12 protein-coding genes and 1 pseudogene are annotated in these 13,971 nt (G+C 70.0%); 5 read left to right on the top strand and 8 right to left on the bottom strand.

All coding sequences use genetic code 11. The annotated features are described in order from the left end of the window. Nucleotides 1-4: 4 nt before the first annotated feature. From ACWDUN_RS01930 to erm, 3 genes and pseudogenes are all read left to right on the top strand, one after another. Nucleotides 5-463: a DUF350 domain-containing protein gene (locus tag ACWDUN_RS01930; RefSeq protein ID WP_449923832.1), complete on the top strand. Its 459-nt coding sequence runs from the start codon at nt 5-7 to the stop codon at nt 461-463. Next, nucleotides 460-1,992 (top strand): polyamine aminopropyltransferase, encoded by a 1,533-nt coding sequence (locus ACWDUN_RS01925; RefSeq protein WP_449923829.1) that lies wholly within the window; start codon nt 460-462, stop codon nt 1,990-1,992. The genes ACWDUN_RS01930 and ACWDUN_RS01925 overlap by 4 nt, the downstream gene beginning before the upstream one ends. Nucleotides 1,993-2,170: 178 nt before the next feature. Beyond that, nucleotides 2,171-2,926 (top strand): annotated as a pseudogene (erm, locus tag ACWDUN_RS01920) (23S ribosomal RNA methyltransferase Erm); the annotation flags it as partial. An 11-nt stretch (nt 2,927-2,937) separates the two neighbouring features. Here erm and ligA read toward each other — a convergent pair. Next, on the bottom strand, nt 2,938-5,007 hold the full coding sequence (gene ligA / locus ACWDUN_RS01915) for an NAD-dependent DNA ligase LigA (protein WP_449923827.1): 2,070 nt from the start codon (nt 5,005-5,007) through the stop codon (nt 2,938-2,940). Nucleotides 5,008-5,074: 67 nt separating this feature from the next. Here ligA and ACWDUN_RS01910 point away from each other — a divergent pair, with 67 nt between their 5' ends. Beyond that, entirely contained in the window at nt 5,075-5,473 is a 399-nt protein-coding gene (locus tag ACWDUN_RS01910) for an MmcQ/YjbR family DNA-binding protein (protein WP_449923824.1), read from the top strand. Nucleotides 5,474-5,475: 2 nt separating this feature from the next. On the opposite strand, the gene ACWDUN_RS01905 is transcribed toward ACWDUN_RS01910, so the two are convergent. After that, on the bottom strand, nt 5,476-6,375 hold the full coding sequence (locus tag ACWDUN_RS01905; RefSeq protein WP_449923822.1) for an alpha/beta fold hydrolase: 900 nt from the start codon (nt 6,373-6,375) through the stop codon (nt 5,476-5,478). 105 nt (nt 6,376-6,480) lie between these two features. Here ACWDUN_RS01905 and ACWDUN_RS01900 point away from each other — a divergent pair, with 105 nt between their 5' ends. Beyond that, nucleotides 6,481-8,091 carry a 4-coumarate--CoA ligase family protein gene (locus ACWDUN_RS01900; protein WP_449923819.1) on the top strand — a complete coding sequence of 537 codons (1,611 nt, stop codon included), beginning with the start codon at nt 6,481-6,483 and terminating at the stop codon, nt 8,089-8,091. Between the two features lie 50 nt (nt 8,092-8,141). Here the strand turns inward: ACWDUN_RS01900 and ACWDUN_RS01895 are convergent, their stop codons facing one another. The 6 genes from ACWDUN_RS01895 to ACWDUN_RS01870 form a co-directional block, all read right to left on the bottom strand. Then, nucleotides 8,142-8,828, bottom strand: coding sequence for a hypothetical protein (locus ACWDUN_RS01895; protein ID WP_449923816.1), 687 nt, complete (start codon nt 8,826-8,828; stop codon nt 8,142-8,144). 123 nt (nt 8,829-8,951) lie between these two features. After that, on the bottom strand, nt 8,952-9,959 hold the full coding sequence (locus ACWDUN_RS01890; RefSeq protein ID WP_449923815.1) for a methionine synthase: 1,008 nt from the start codon (nt 9,957-9,959) through the stop codon (nt 8,952-8,954). Then, nucleotides 9,956-11,026 (bottom strand): tRNA 2-thiouridine(34) synthase MnmA, encoded by a 1,071-nt coding sequence (mnmA, locus tag ACWDUN_RS01885; protein WP_449923812.1) that lies wholly within the window; start codon nt 11,024-11,026, stop codon nt 9,956-9,958. Before mnmA ends, ACWDUN_RS01890 begins: the two co-directional genes overlap by 4 nt. Next, nucleotides 11,023-12,210 carry a cysteine desulfurase family protein gene (locus ACWDUN_RS01880; RefSeq protein WP_449923809.1) on the bottom strand — a complete coding sequence of 396 codons (1,188 nt, stop codon included), beginning with the start codon at nt 12,208-12,210 and terminating at the stop codon, nt 11,023-11,025. The genes mnmA and ACWDUN_RS01880 overlap by 4 nt, the downstream gene beginning before the upstream one ends. A 47-nt stretch (nt 12,211-12,257) precedes the next feature. Further along, nucleotides 12,258-13,067, bottom strand: coding sequence for a lysophospholipid acyltransferase family protein (locus tag ACWDUN_RS01875; protein ID WP_449926156.1), 810 nt, complete (start codon nt 13,065-13,067; stop codon nt 12,258-12,260). A gap of 50 nt (nt 13,068-13,117) precedes the next feature. Continuing rightward, complete coding sequence (locus tag ACWDUN_RS01870) at nt 13,118-13,954, bottom strand: GNAT family N-acetyltransferase (RefSeq protein WP_449923806.1); 837 nt, start codon at nt 13,952-13,954, stop codon at nt 13,118-13,120. Nucleotides 13,955-13,971: the final 17 nt, after the last annotated feature.

The raw sequence follows: 13,971 nt of genomic DNA, 5'->3' as shown, positions 1-13,971 counted from the left end.
ACCGATGTTGTTGGCAGCAATCGAGTTCGGCACCGTCGACGGCGCCGGCCTGACCCAGAACGTGGTCGCGGCGGTGCTCTACTTCATCGTCGGGATCGTGGTGTTCGGCGCGGGCTTCCTGCTCACCGACCTTCTGACACCCGGCAGCCTGCGCGAACTCATCTTCGTCCAGCACCGCCCGAACGCGGTCGCGGTGGCCTGCGGCATGTACGGGGCGCTGTCGCTGGTGACCGCCGTAGCGATCATCGCCAGTTCGGCCGAACTGGGCCAGGGCCTGATCGATGCGCTGGTGTACGGACTGGTCGCCGTGCTGCTGCAGGGAGCCGCGCTGCTGGTGCTGGAGGCGCTGGTGCCGGGACGATTCCGGGACCTGATCGCCGATGAGACGCTGCATCCCGGTGCCGTCGCCACCGCGGTGATCCTGCTGGCGGTGGGAGGGGTGAACGCCGCCGCGCTGTCATGACGACCGCCCGATGGCGGGCGCTGCTGCTCGCCGCGGTGGCGGCCTGCGCGGCATGCGGGCTGATCTACGAACTGGCGCTGCTGACGCTGTCGACCAGCCTGCACGGCGGCGGGATCGTCGCGACCTCACTGATCGTCGCCGGGTTCGTGGCCGCGCTCGGGGCCGGCGCCCTGGCGGTCAAACCGTTCCTGGGGCACGCGGCCATCACCTTCATCGCCGTGGAGACGCTGCTCGGCCTGATCGGCGGATTGTCCGCGGCCGCAATGTATGTGGCCTTCTCTTTCATCGGCGACGGGCTGTGGATCCTGGTCCTGGGCACCGCGCTGATCGGCACCCTGGTGGGCGCCGAAGTTCCGCTGCTGATGACTTTGCTGCAGCGCGGCCGCACCGCCGGTGCCGCCGATGCCGGGCGGGTACTGGCCAATCTGAACGCCGCGGACTATCTCGGTGCGTTGATCGGCGGACTGGCCTGGCCGTTCCTGGTGCTGCCCCAACTCGGGATGATCCGCGGCGCCGCCATCACCGGGATGATCAACCTGGCCGCCGCGGCCGTGGTGTCGGTGTTCCTGCTGCGCACCATCATCGGCCGCCGCCAACTGGCCGGCGCACTGGCGGTGCTGACGGCGGCGGCGGTGACGTTGACCGCGCTGATCATCGCCTCCGACGACATCCAGACCACGACCCGCCAGCGTCTCTACGCCGATCCGATCATCGCCTACCAGCAGTCGGCCTATCAGGAGATCGTGGTGACCCGCCGCGGTGCCGACACCCGGTTGTATCTGGATGGCGGACTGCAGTTCTCGACGCGCGACGAGTACCGCTACACCGAGAGTCTGGTGTATCCGGTGCTCGCCGACGAGGCGCGGTCGGTGCTGGTCCTCGGCGGCGGTGACGGGCTGGCCGCCCGCGAACTGCTGCGCATGCCGGGCGTCGAGACGATCGTGCAGGTGGAATTGGACCCGGCGGTCATCGAACTGGCGCGCGGCGCGCTGCGCGCCACCAATGGTGGCGCGTTGGACGATCCCCGCGTCCACGTCGTCGTCGACGATGCCATGACGTGGTTGCGCGACCCCGGCACGCGCTACCAGGGCGGGTTCGATGCCGTCATCATCGACCTGCCCGATCCGGACAACCCGGTGCTGGGCCGGCTGTACTCACTGGAGTTCTACGCCCTGGTGACCCGGGTGCTGGCCCCGGATGCGCTGGTGGTGGTGCAGTCCGGCAGCCCGTTCTCCACGCCGAAGGCGTTCTGGCGCACGGTGTCCACACTGGAATCGGCCGGGTTCGCGGTCACGCCGTACCACGTGCACGTGCCCACCTTCGGGGACTGGGGATTCGCACTGGCGCGGCGCGGTTCGACTCCACCGGTCCCCACCCTCGCCGAAGACGCTCCCCCGCTGCGCTTTCTGACCCAGCCCGTGCTCGATGCGGCGACGGTGTTCGCCCCGGACAATGCCCCGCAGGTTCTGGAACCGTCCACGCTGGAGAACCCGCGGATCGTCGAGGACATGCGCCGCGGATACCGCTAAATCGGTTGACGGCCGCCCTACGGTCGATGTCGTGGGAGTAGCGAGCATCGCAGTGACCAGGATCCGCCGCGGCTAGCGGCGGAGAACCGGAGCCGGATCATTCCGCCGCCATCAGCAGTCATCGCTGGGCGGCCATCAACGCTGCCCGGGCCATCCCCTCGCCCGGAGTTATTGTCCCATGCCATCTTTCGCCTCCGGCCGTCACGAGCACGGCCAGAACTTTCTCCGTGATCCCGAAACCATCGCGCGGATCGTCGATCTGATCGCCGCCACATCGGGGCCCATCGTCGAGATCGGCGCCGGCGACGGCGCGCTGACCCTGCCGCTGCAGACCCTGCGGCGCCCGATCACCGCCGTCGAGATCGACGCCCGACTCGTGCACCGGCTGCGGTCCCGGGTGAACGGACGGACCCGCATCGTGCACGGTGACTTCCTGCACCACCACCCGCCGCGGACCCCTCATGTCGTGGTCGGCAATCTCCCGTTCCACCAGACCACCGCGATGCTGCGGCAGATCCTGCACGCCAGGCACTGGACGGATGCGGTGCTGCTGGTGCAGTGGGAGGTCGCCCGCCGCCGGGCCGGTGTCGGCGGCGCGACGCTGATGACCGCCCAGTGGTGGCCCTGGTATGACTTCACGGTGATCGCGCGGGTGCCGTCGGCGGCATTCACACCCCGCCCCGGCGTGGACGCCGGGTTGCTGACGATCACCCGGCGACCCACGGCGCTCATCGAGCAGGGCGCCCGACGCCGGTATGCCGCGTTCGTGCACCGGGTGTTCACCGGGCGCGGCCACGGCCTTGCCGCGATCCTGCACCGGGCCACGGGGGCGCCCGCGCGCACCGAGGTCAAGAGATGGCTTGCCGCTCAGGGCTTCCGGGGTGTGGCGCTGCCCCGCGACCTGTCTGCGCGGCAGTGGTGTGAGCTGTTCGAGATCGTCGACCGCTACTCGGCCGGTTGAACCGCCGCCGGCCCGCCGGCCAGCAGGGCGCGGAACCCGTCCTCGTCGAGGACCGGCACTCCGAGCTCGATCGCCTTGTCGTACTTGGATCCCGGGGCGTCACCGGCCACCACGAAGGACGTCTTCTTCGACACCGATCCGGCTGCCTTTCCGCCGCGCGTCAAGATGGCCTCCTTGGCCTCGTCACGGGAGAAACCGGTCAGCGAGCCGGTCACCACGATCGACAGCCCCTCCAGGGTGCGTTCGATATCGGCATCGCGTTCGTCGACCATCCGGACACCGGCGGCCTGCCACTTGTCGACGATGGCACGGTGCCAGTCGACGTCGAACCACTCGATGACGGCGGCGGCGATGGTCGGGCCGACACCCTCGACCGCGGCCAGTTCGGCCTCTGAGGCCGCACGGATGGCGTCCAGACTGCCGAACTCCCCGGCCAGCGCGCGGGCCGCGGTGGGACCGACATGGCGGATGGACAGCGCCACCAGCACCCGCCACAGCGGCTGGGACTTGGCGTTGCCGAGGTTGGCGAGCAGCCGCTTGCCGTTGGCCGACAGCTCACCCTTCTTGGTGGTGAACAGCTCGGTCTGCAGCAACTGCTCGGCGGTCAACGTGAACAGGTCGCCCTCGTCGGTGATGACGCCGGCCTGCAGCAGCGCGGTGCCCGCCTCGTAGCCCAGGCCCTCGATGTCGAACGCGCCGCGACCGGCCACATGGAACACCCGCTCGCGCAATTGTGCCGGGCAGGTGCGGGTGTTCGGGCAGCGGATGTCGGCGTCACCCTCCTTGGCCGGCGCCAGCGGCGTCCCACATTCCGGACATGTTGTGGGCATGACGAATTCGCGCTCGGTGCCGTCACGCAGGTCGACCACCGGGGCCAGCACCTCGGGAATGACGTCACCGGCCTTGCGGATCACCACGGTGTCACCGATCAGCACGCCCTTGCGTTTGACCTCCGAGGCGTTGTGCAGGGTTGCCAGCCCCACGGTGGACCCGGCGACCTTCACCGGCTCCATGTAGGCGAACGGGGTGACCCGGCCGGTGCGGCCGACGTTGACCCGGATGTCGAGGAGTTTGGTGGTGACCTCCTCGGGAGGATACTTGTAGGCGATCGCCCAGCGCGGTGCCCGTGAGGTCGCCCCGAGCCGACGCTGCAGCGAGACATCGTCGACCTTGACCACCAGTCCGTCGATCTCGTGTTCGACATCGTGGCGGTGTTCACCCCAGTAGGCGATGCGCTCGCCGACGGCGGCGATGCCGGTGACCTTGGTGGTGTGGGTGGACACCGGCAGGCCCCAGGCGCCCAGCGCACGGTAGGCGTCGTGCAGGGAAGCGGGCGTGAAGCCCTCCGCCTTGCCGAGGCCGTGGCAGATCATCCGCAGCCGGCGCCGCGCGGTGACGGCGGGGTTCTTCTGGCGCAATGATCCGGCCGCACTGTTGCGCGGGTTGGCGAAGGGCGGTTTACCCTCTGCCACCAGACCGGCATTGAGGTCCTCGAAGTCGGCGACCCGGAAGAACACCTCGCCGCGCACCTCCAGCACGGCCGGTACCGGGAATTCGTCGGTGCCGGTGAGCCTTTCGGGGATGTCGTCGATGGTGCGGGCGTTGAGGGTGACGTCCTCGCCGCTGCGTCCGTCGCCGCGGGTCGCAGCGCGCACCAGCACACCGTCGCGGTACACCAGGGCCAGCGCGACCCCGTCGATCTTGAGCTCACACAGGTAGTCGATATCGGTGCCGATCTCGGCGCCCAGGCGCGCCGCCCACGCCGACAGCTCATCGGTGTCGAACGCGTTGTCCAGCGACAGCATCCGTTCCAGATGGTCGGCCGCGGCGAAGTCGGTCGCGAACCCGGCACCGCCCACGAGCTGGGTCGGCGAGTCGGGGGTGCGTAGTTCCGGGTAGCTGTCTTCGAGCGCCTGCAGTTCACGCAGCAGCGTGTCGAACTCGGCATCGGAGATGATCGGCGCGTCCTTGACGTAGTACCGGAACTGATGACCACGCACTTCCTCGGCCAGTTCCTGCCAGCGACCACGCGCCTCTGCGTCCGGTGAGCTCACCTTGGTCAGGTTAGTCCAGTGCTCCGACACGACGGTCGATGTCCAGCCCGGGTCGTAAGCTGGCGATGTGCCGCATCCGGTGATGTTCTCCGATGATGATTTCGGGCTGGCCGAACTACGCGAACGCGCCCTGGCATTCCCGGAGACCTTCGAGAAGATCTCCTGGGGCCGCCCGGTGTTCTGCGCCCCGAAGATGTTCGCGATCTACGGCGGCAACGCGAAGGGCGATGGTGGGATGACCGCCTATCCGTACTCGCTGCTGGTGAAGGTCGACGAGTCCGATCGGCTTTCGCTGGAGCAGGACGACCGGTTCTTCTTCCCGGCCTATCTGGGACCGTTCGGTTGGCTGGGGCTAGATCTGACCGCGGCCGAGGTGGATTGGGGCGAGGTCGGCGAACTGCTGGATGTGTCGTTCCGGATGGTGGCACCCAAGAGATTGATCCGCCGCCTCGACGAGAACGCTTGATGTCACGTCGTTTTCAGGAATGTCCGCAGCCGGTCGAGGACGAGATCTGGACACTGCTCGACGATCCAATGCCCCACGCCGGGCACCAGTTCGAGCTCGAAGTCCTGGCACTTCTCCGGCAGCACCCGCAGCAGTTCGGGGGTGAGCACCGAGTCGTCGGTGCCGTGCAGCCAGCGCACCGGAATGGTCACGGTGTGATCGTCGAATTCGCCTCGTAGCCAACGCAGCGCCTCGCGTCGCTGAAAGGTGCGATACCACCGCGAGCCCGCCTCGGCGTACCCGGGCCGGCGCATACAGGCCACATAGAAGGCGATGTCGGAGGCCGGGGTCTGGAAGTCACCGCCCACCCAGGAGCCCAGCATCCTGAAATAGCGGGCCTTGGGGTCGCCGATCACCTTGGGACCGATCACCGGCAGCATCATCGGCACCTGGTACCACATCCGCCAGATGTTGAGGATCGCCTCCCGGTCGTGTTTGAGCCACGGCACGGCGGTGTTCATCCCCATGAACGCGGCGACCTTGTCCGGGTGGCGCAACATGAAGATGGTGGCCACCGGACCGCCCCAGTCGTGGGCGACGAGTTTCACCGGTCCCACACCGAGGCGGTCACAGACCGCGGCGAGATCGTCGGCCATGTCGTTCTTGCGGTAGTGGTCCCGGGGCGCCGAACTCCAGCCCGCGCCACGCAGATCCGGGCACAGCACCCGGTAGCCGTCGGCGGCCAGCGGCCCGATCAGGGCGTGCCACTCCCACCAGTTCTGCGGGAACCCGTGGATCAGCATGACCGGCGGACCGTCTGCCGGGCCGGCGTCGGCCACGTGGATCGTCACCCCGGCACCGAGGTCGAGGTAGCGGTGCTCCACGCCGGGAAGTTCGGGCGGGTTGTCCACGTCGACGGTCATCACGACACTGTACGTTATGCGGTACCGCCGGTATCGCACGGATCGGCGAACATCCGCCCAGAGCGGCCACGCGCACCCCGAAGTCATGATGAGATAGGCGACACCATGAGCATCGAAAGCCCCTTCCCCCAGGTGCAGATCCCCACGTCGAGCGTCTACGACTATCTGTTCGCCGATATCGATCCGGCCGTGCTGGACGATGTCGCCCTGCTCGACACGAAATCCGGCACACCGACCACCTACCGCGAGATGATCGGCCGCATCGACGCGTTCGCCGGTGCGCTGGCGCACCGCGGGCTGGGTCCCGGCGACGTGGTCGGACTGTTGGCACCCAACAGCGCGGCGTTCGCGGTGGCGTTCCACGGCATCCTGCGCGCGGGTGTCACCGCGACGACGATCAACGCGTTGTTCACCGCCAAGGACATCGCCAAGCAGCTCACCGATTCCAAGGCCGCCCTGCTGGTGACCATCTCCGCACTGCAACCGCAGGCGGTCGAGGGTGCCGCGGCCGCCGGCCTGCCGGCCTCCGCGGTCGTCGTGCTGGACGGACCGGGCGCCGACAGCGACGGTCACCCCAACGCCGAGGATCTGCTCGGACCGGCCCATCCCGCGCCGAGCGTCGAGTTCGACCCGGCGACCCATCTGGCGGTGCTGCCCTACAGTTCGGGCACCACCGGCAACCCCAAGGGGGTCATGCTGACCCACCGCAACCTGGTGTCCAACGTCGCCCAGATCCGGCCGCTGCAGAAGATGACCGCCGGCGACCGGGTGTTGGCGGTGCTGCCGTTCTTTCACATCTACGGCATGACGGTGCTGCTGAACGCCGCATTGCACGCGCGGGCGCAGCTGGTGATCATGCCCAGTTTCGACCTGACCGAGTTTTTGGCCAATATCGCCGAACAGAAGTGCACGCATGCCTTCATCGCCCCGCCGGTCGCGGTCGCGCTGGCCAAGCACCCGCTGATCGACGAGTACGACCTGTCCTCGCTGCGCGGCATCATGTCCGGCGCGGCGCCGCTGGACGAGGACCTGGGCCAGGCCGTGACGGCACGGCTGGGCTGCCCGCTGGTGCAGGGCTACGGCATGAGCGAGCTCAGCCCGGTCAGCCACATCACCCCCTTCGACGGCGGTCAGCAGGCGCTCGGGGTCAAGGCCCCGGTCAGCGCGTGCGGCTGGACGGTGCCCAACTCCCAGAGCAAGTTGATCGACCCGGCTTCGGGCGCGGAGATCGGGTTGCCCGAATCGGGTCTGTCCGAGACCGGTGAGCTCTGGTTCAAGGGCCCCAACGTGATGGCGGGTTATCTGAACAACGAGGCCGCGACCCGGCAGACCATCGACGCCGACGGCTTTCTGCACACCGGTGACCTGGCCCGGGTGGACTCCACCGGATGCGTGTTCATCGTCGACCGGCTCAAGGAGCTGATCAAGTACAAGGGCTATCAGGTGCCGCCGGCCGAACTGGAGGCGGTGCTGCTGAGCCATCCGTCCATCGCCGACGCCGCGGTGATCGGTGTGGTGGACTCCGATTCCGGCGAGGAGGTGCCCAAGGCGTTCGTGGTGCGCCAGCCCGACGCCGACCTGAGCGCCGATACGGTGATGGAGTTCGTCGCCGGGCAGGTGGCGGCCTACAAGAAGGTGCGGCAGGTGGCGTTCATCGACGCCATCCCGAAGTCGGCCTCGGGCAAGATTCTGCGCAAGGATTTACGCGCGCGATAGCGCGCATGCTCAGGCGCGCGATAGCGCGCATGCTCAGGCGCGCAGTAGCGCTACCGAGCGGCAGTGAGCCGACCGACCGCGCGGGCGGCCCGCGCCTGGCGATAGCCGAGCGCGGCGCCGGCCAGCGGGATGAGCAGCAGCCCGGCAATGCCGAACCACGAGGTCATCGGTTGTCCGGGGCGCGCGCCGTCGGTCGGGATACTCAGCATCGACTGTTCGATCCGGGCCATCCGCGGGGCCGGGTCCGGCGCGACCGCGGCCGGTTGCGGCGCCACGGCAGGAGCGGGCGGCGCGGCGACGGCGCGGGGCTCGGGCGCCACCGGCCGCGGTTGGGGGGCCTGCTCTCTTGCGGGTGCGGCGCTGCGTTCCGGCACGGTGTACTCGGTGCCCGGCGGGTCCGGCCATGGCCGGCGATCGGAGCCGCGCCGGTCCGGGGTCGTCGACGGCCGGCGGGTGGTCGTCGCGGTGCGGCGTCCCGTCTCGGCGGACTCGGTCGCGCGGGCGGTTTCCGGGCTGTCGGCGACCCGGCGTCCACTATCGGGCGCGCTGTCATCGCGGCGCGCGTCGGCGGCGCGCCGATCGCCACGCTCCCCGCGTCCGGCATGGCCGGATTCGCCGGCGTCGCCGCGGCGGGCACCATCACGGCCGTCATTGCCGGCACCGCCGCGGGTATCGGAGTGCGAGGAATGTGATCCGCGGTCCCCGCGGTCGGCGATCGCCGTCGTCGGCGCGGCCATGAGCAGGGAAAATGCGACCGTCGCTGCCGCTCCGGTCGCCCATAAGCGATTCAGTCTGCTCACGATTCCCCCCGCTGTCGGGGCCCACTTTACCGCTCTCGCGGCCTGCGCAGTGTTTGCCGGTCAGATTGCTTCGGGATCGGCCTGCAGACCGTCGGCCGCGCGCTGCGCCAGCACGATGGCCGCGCGTGCCCAACTCTCGGTGGCACCGGCGAGCCCGCAGGCCGGCGTGATGCCGATGCGGTCACGCAGCACCGCGCGGGAGAAGCCGAGTCGATCCGTCACCGCCGCGGCCGCCGCGGCGACCTGCTCGGGTGCCCACCGCTGCGGCGGCGCGGCGCCGGGCACGACCCCGAGCAGCACGCTGCGTCCGGACTCCACGAACTCGCCGACCCCGTCGAGATCGGCCGCCTGCAGTGTCGACACATCGACCGCCAGCGCAGCGAACATGCTGCGCTGCAACATTTTCCAGGGTAGGTCGGCAGCACAACTGTGCAGCACGACGGTCCCGCCGAGGGCCCCGACCACCTCGTCGAGCAGGGCGGAGGCCAGCTGTTCGTCGACCGGGTGTACCGGCGAGAGACTGGTGACGCCGGTCAACCTGCCGGCCAGCGCGGCGGGTAGCGAGGGCTCGTCCAGCTGCACGACGACCTCGGCGTCGAGCCGGCGCGACACCTCGGCACGGTGGGCCGACAGACCCTCGGTCAGTGAGCCGGCCAGGTCACGCAGGGCCCCGGCGTCGGTGATCGCGCGGTGACCGTTGGGCAGTTCCAGCTCGGCGGCCAGCGTGATCGGCCCGGCCGCCTGCACCTTGACGGTGCGCTTCGCTCCCCGCAGGCCGGCCTTCTCCCAGGCCTCCTCCAGAGCGTCGAGGTCCTCGTTGAGCAGGCTGGTCGCCCGGCGCAGCGCGGAACTGCGGCCCGCGGCGATCCGGTAGGCGCGCGGCGCGGTGTCGATGCCGATATCGACCAGCAGGGCACCGGCGCGTCCGATCAGATCCGCGCCCACCCCGCGGGCCGGCAGCTCCACCAGGTGCGGCAGCGTGTGCAGCTCACCGACGATGACCTCGGCGGCCTGATGCGCCGAGGTGCCCGGCCACGATCCGATGCCGGTGGCGGCGAGGATCTTCACGCGCGCGCGACGGTGGCGCTGGCGATGACCTCGTCACCGTCGGGGTCGGGCCGGTAGAGCACCATCGTCTGCCCGGGTGCCACACCGCGCAGCGGTTCCCGCAGGTCGGCCACCAGCTTGCCGTCCACCACCCGGACCACGGCCGCAGCCAGCCCACCGTGCGCACGTACCTGCACGACACCCTCGACGGGACCGGACAGAGCGGTTCCCGAGGTGAACACCGGCTTGTCCCCGGTGAGTTCGCGGACGTCGAGATCCTCGGCGGCACCGACGCGCACGGTCCCGGTCGCCGCGTCGATCCCGGTCACATAGCGCGGTTGCCCGTCGGGGCCGGGTCCGCCGATGCCCAGACCCTTGCGCTGGCCGATGGTGAAACCGTGTACCCCGTCGTGCTCGGCGAGTATCGTGCCGCCGGCATCGACGACCGCGCCCGGACGGATGCCGATCTTGGCGCCGAGGAACGCCCGAGTATCCCCGGACGGGATGAAGCAGATGTCGTGGCTGTCCGGCTTGTCCGCCGTCGCCAGTCCGCGCCGTGCCGCCTCGGCACGGATCTCGGTCTTGGGTGTGTCGCCGATGGGGAACACGGCGTGGCGCAACTGTTCGGCCGTCAGCACGCCGAGCACATAGGACTGATCCTTGTCGGCGTCGACGGCCCGGCGCAGCCGGCCACCGGACAGCCGCGCGTAATGCCCGGTGGCCACGGCGTCGAACCCGAGCGCCAACGCGCGGGCGGACAGCGCCGAGAACTTGATGGTCTCATTGCATTTCACGCACGGGTTGGGGGTCTCACCGCGGGCATAGGACTCGACGAAGTCGTCGATCACCTCGGCCTTGAACCGGTCGGCGAAATCCCAGACGTAGAACGGGATGTCCAGGATATCGGCCACCCGCCGGGCATCGCCGGCGTCTTCCTTGGAGCAGCACCCGCGCGACCCGGTGCGCAGGGTCCCCGGTGCGGCCGACAGCGCCAGGTGCACGCCGACGACATCGTGGCCGGCATCGACCATGCGCGCGGCGGCCACCGAGGAATCCACCCCGCCGCTCATCGCGACCAGCACCCTCATGATCGCGTCCCCGCACTGGCCAACGCGGCCTCGCGAGCACGCTGCACGGCCGCCGGCAACACATCGAGGGCGGCATCCACGTCGGCGTCGGTGCTGGTGTGTCCCAACGAGAGGCGCAGCGATCCGCGTGCGGCGACCGGGTCGGCACCCATCGCGATCAGCACATGGGAGGGCTGCGCCACCCCGGCCGTGCAGGCGGACCCCGTCGAGCATTCCACGCCCTTGGCATCCAGCAGCATCAGCAGGGCATCCCCCTCACATCCTCGAAAGGTGAAGTGTGCGTTGCCCGGGAGCCGGTTCTCACCGTCGGCGCCGTTGACGTCGACATCTTCGATGACGTTGCGCACACCGCTGATCAACCGATCCCGCAGTGCCCGCACCCGGCCGCTGGATTCGGCGAGCCCGCCGATCGCGACCTCGGCGGCCGCGGCCATCGCCACCGCCGCGGCCACATCCGGTGTGCCCGAACGCACATCGCGTTCCTGACCACCGCCGTGCAGGATCGGCACGCACGCGGTGTCGCGGCGCAGCACCAGAGCGCCGACCCCGGTGGGGCCACCGAACTTGTGCGCCGCCACGCTCATGGCCGACAACCCGCCGGCGGCGAAGTCGACGGGGATGTGCCCGACGGCCTGGATGGCGTCGCTGTGCATGGGCACCTCGAACTCGGCGGCCACCGCGGCCAGTTCGGCGATCGGCAGGATGGTGCCGACCTCGTTGTTGGCCCACATCACCGACACCAGCGCAACGTCATCGTGGGCGGCCAGCAGTGCGCGCAGATCCTCGGCGGTCACCGAGCCGTCGGCCTGCACGGGCAGCCAGCTGACCTCGGCACCCTCGTGTTCGACCAGCCATTCGACGGCGTCGAGCACCGCGTGGTGCTCGACCGGGCTGGTGATGATCCGGCGCAACCGCGGTGACGAGTCGCGACGCGCCCAGAAGATGCCCTTGATCGCCAGGTTGTCCGATTCGGTGCCACCGGCGGTGAAGATCACCTCCGACGGACGTGCGCCCAGCAGGCGCGCGATGCTCTCGCGGGCCTCCTCCATCCGGCGCCGCGCGGTCCGCCCGGACGTGTGCAGCGAGGAGGCGTTGCCGACCGTGGCCAGCACGCCCATCATCGCCTCGATGGCAGCCGGGTGCATCGGGGTGGTGGCGGCGTGGTCCAGGTATACGGCGCTCATGGCCCAACCAGGATAGCCGTCGAGCGGATCGGAGCCGTCCGCCGTGCTCAGGCCGCGACGACATCCCCAGCAGCCGACGGGTGTCCGTGCGCCCCGTGGCTGACGGGCGTCGCGTCGGCGCCGCGCACGGCCGCCTCGCAGCGCGCCGCCAGGTCGCGCCGGTCGGCACCCGGTAGCTGCAGGGACTCGACGCGGACATGCACCACGGTGCGTCGCGCGGTGACCAGCCTGCGGATGGAGTCGAGCAGGGTGTCATCGCCGATATAGGCGGGCACCGTCGACGGGCTGCCGTCGCGGTGGTGGTAGGTCAGGGCCAGCGGCTGCACGGGTCGCCCGGCATCGACGGCGGCCTGGAACATGGCCGGCCGGAACTGGCCGTAGCCGAGCCCGCACCAGGTGGTGCCCTCGGGGAAGGCCACCACGGTCTGGCCGTTGCGCAGCCGCGCCGCGACGGCGCCGACCACGGCGGGCAATCGGCGCAGGCTTTCGCGCTCGATCGGGATGACCTTCATGATGCGGGCCAGGATGCCGAGCGCGGGCCAGTCGATGAGGTCCGCCCGGGCCACGAACGACCCGGGCATCACCGCGCCGATGGCGAAAATGTCCAGCCAGGACACGTGTCCGCTGACCACCAGCACACCGCGGAGGTTGCGAATCGGACCGCCGGACACGGTGATACGCACGCCGACGCACCGCAGCATGAGGCGGCAGTAGCCGCGCTGCAGGTGTGAGCGGCCCGGCAGCGGCACCGCGAGCAGCGGCACGGCCGGCAGCAACAGCATGGCTCCGATGATGCGCAGCGTGGTGCGGGTCCAGATGGCCGGGCGGGACCCGAGCGGCGCGGCTCCGGCATGCATGCAGTTGGCGGTGCAGGAGGCCTTCGGCAACCAGGCGTGCGTTGTCGTCGTCACGACCGGACCTCACCCTCGGTCGCCTGGGACACCGAGCGCAGCCGTTTGAGGTAGCGGACGTCGGCGCGCCGTTTGTCCAGCAGCGCGGGGAAATCCCCGACGCCGAAGTCGGGGTCGTGGGCCGGTTCGCCGCACACCTGGGCACCCAGGCGCAGGTAGCCGCGCATCAGTGCGGGCACGCTGACCCGCGCCGGCGGCTCGATATCGTCGAGGCCGCGGCCGTCGAGGACCACCGGGCGGTACGGCCGCACGGTGAGCTCGGCGGGCGCGGCGTGTCGGCGCAGCACGAAGTCGCGGACCCCGCGCAGTTGGCTGCCGGGCTGCTCGCCGGCCGGATGGGTGGGCACCGACACGCAGCCGGTGACGTAGTCGTAGCCGCAGCGGTCCAGGTAGGCCAGGATGCCGGCCCACATCAACAGCACCACTCCGCCGTTGCGGTGGTCGGCACGTACCACCGCGCGGCCCATCTCGACCAGTGAGGGCCGCAGCGCGTCGAGGGCGCTGACATCGAATTCCGTTGCGGTGTAGAGCCCGCCCGCGGCGATGGCGCCCGGTGGCGGGAGCATGCGGTAGCAGCCGACCAGTTCGCCGGAGGTGTCCTCGCGCACCAGCAGGTGATCGCAGAACTGGTCGAACCGGTCGGCGTCCAGGCCGTCGAGGGCCGACTCCAGGGCGAAGCCGGGCTCGGAGGTGAACACATCGTGGCGCAGCCGTTGGGCGGCCTCGATATCGGCCGGGTCGGCGGACAGCAGGAGCGTGTAGCGCGGGACCGGGGCGCCGGATGTCGACTGCTCGGTGTTGTCGGCGGGTATGAGTACGGATGCGGTGCTCATATACAGCACGGTCGCGC

Source organism: Mycobacterium sp. NPDC003323, from assembly GCF_053589535.1.
Note: the sequence above shows the minus strand (reverse complement) of the source record. Positions and strands in the feature narration are given on the sequence as shown.

Bases quoted from the DNA above. Each gene is read 5' to 3' on its own strand.
- ACWDUN_RS01930 (WP_449923832.1), top strand. From the start codon at position 5: ATGTTGTTGGCAGCAATCGAGTTCGGCACCGTCGACGGCGCCGGCCTG.
- ACWDUN_RS01925 (WP_449923829.1), top strand. From the start codon at position 460: ATGACGACCGCCCGATGGCGGGCGCTGCTGCTCGCCGCGGTGGCGGCC.
- ACWDUN_RS01905 (WP_449923822.1), bottom strand. From the start codon at position 6,375: ATGACCGTCGACGTGGACAACCCGCCCGAACTTCCCGGCGTGGAGCAC.
- ACWDUN_RS01900 (WP_449923819.1), top strand. From the start codon at position 6,481: ATGAGCATCGAAAGCCCCTTCCCCCAGGTGCAGATCCCCACGTCGAGC.
- ACWDUN_RS01895 (WP_449923816.1), bottom strand. From the start codon at position 8,828: ATGGCCGCGCCGACGACGGCGATCGCCGACCGCGGGGACCGCGGATCA.
- mnmA (WP_449923812.1), bottom strand. From the start codon at position 11,026: ATGAGGGTGCTGGTCGCGATGAGCGGCGGGGTGGATTCCTCGGTGGCC.
- ACWDUN_RS01880 (WP_449923809.1), bottom strand. From the start codon at position 12,210: ATGAGCGCCGTATACCTGGACCACGCCGCCACCACCCCGATGCACCCG.
- ACWDUN_RS01875 (WP_449926156.1), bottom strand. From the start codon at position 13,067: ATGCATGCCGGAGCCGCGCCGCTCGGGTCCCGCCCGGCCATCTGGACC.
- ACWDUN_RS01870 (WP_449923806.1), bottom strand. From the start codon at position 13,954: ATGAGCACCGCATCCGTACTCATACCCGCCGACAACACCGAGCAGTCG.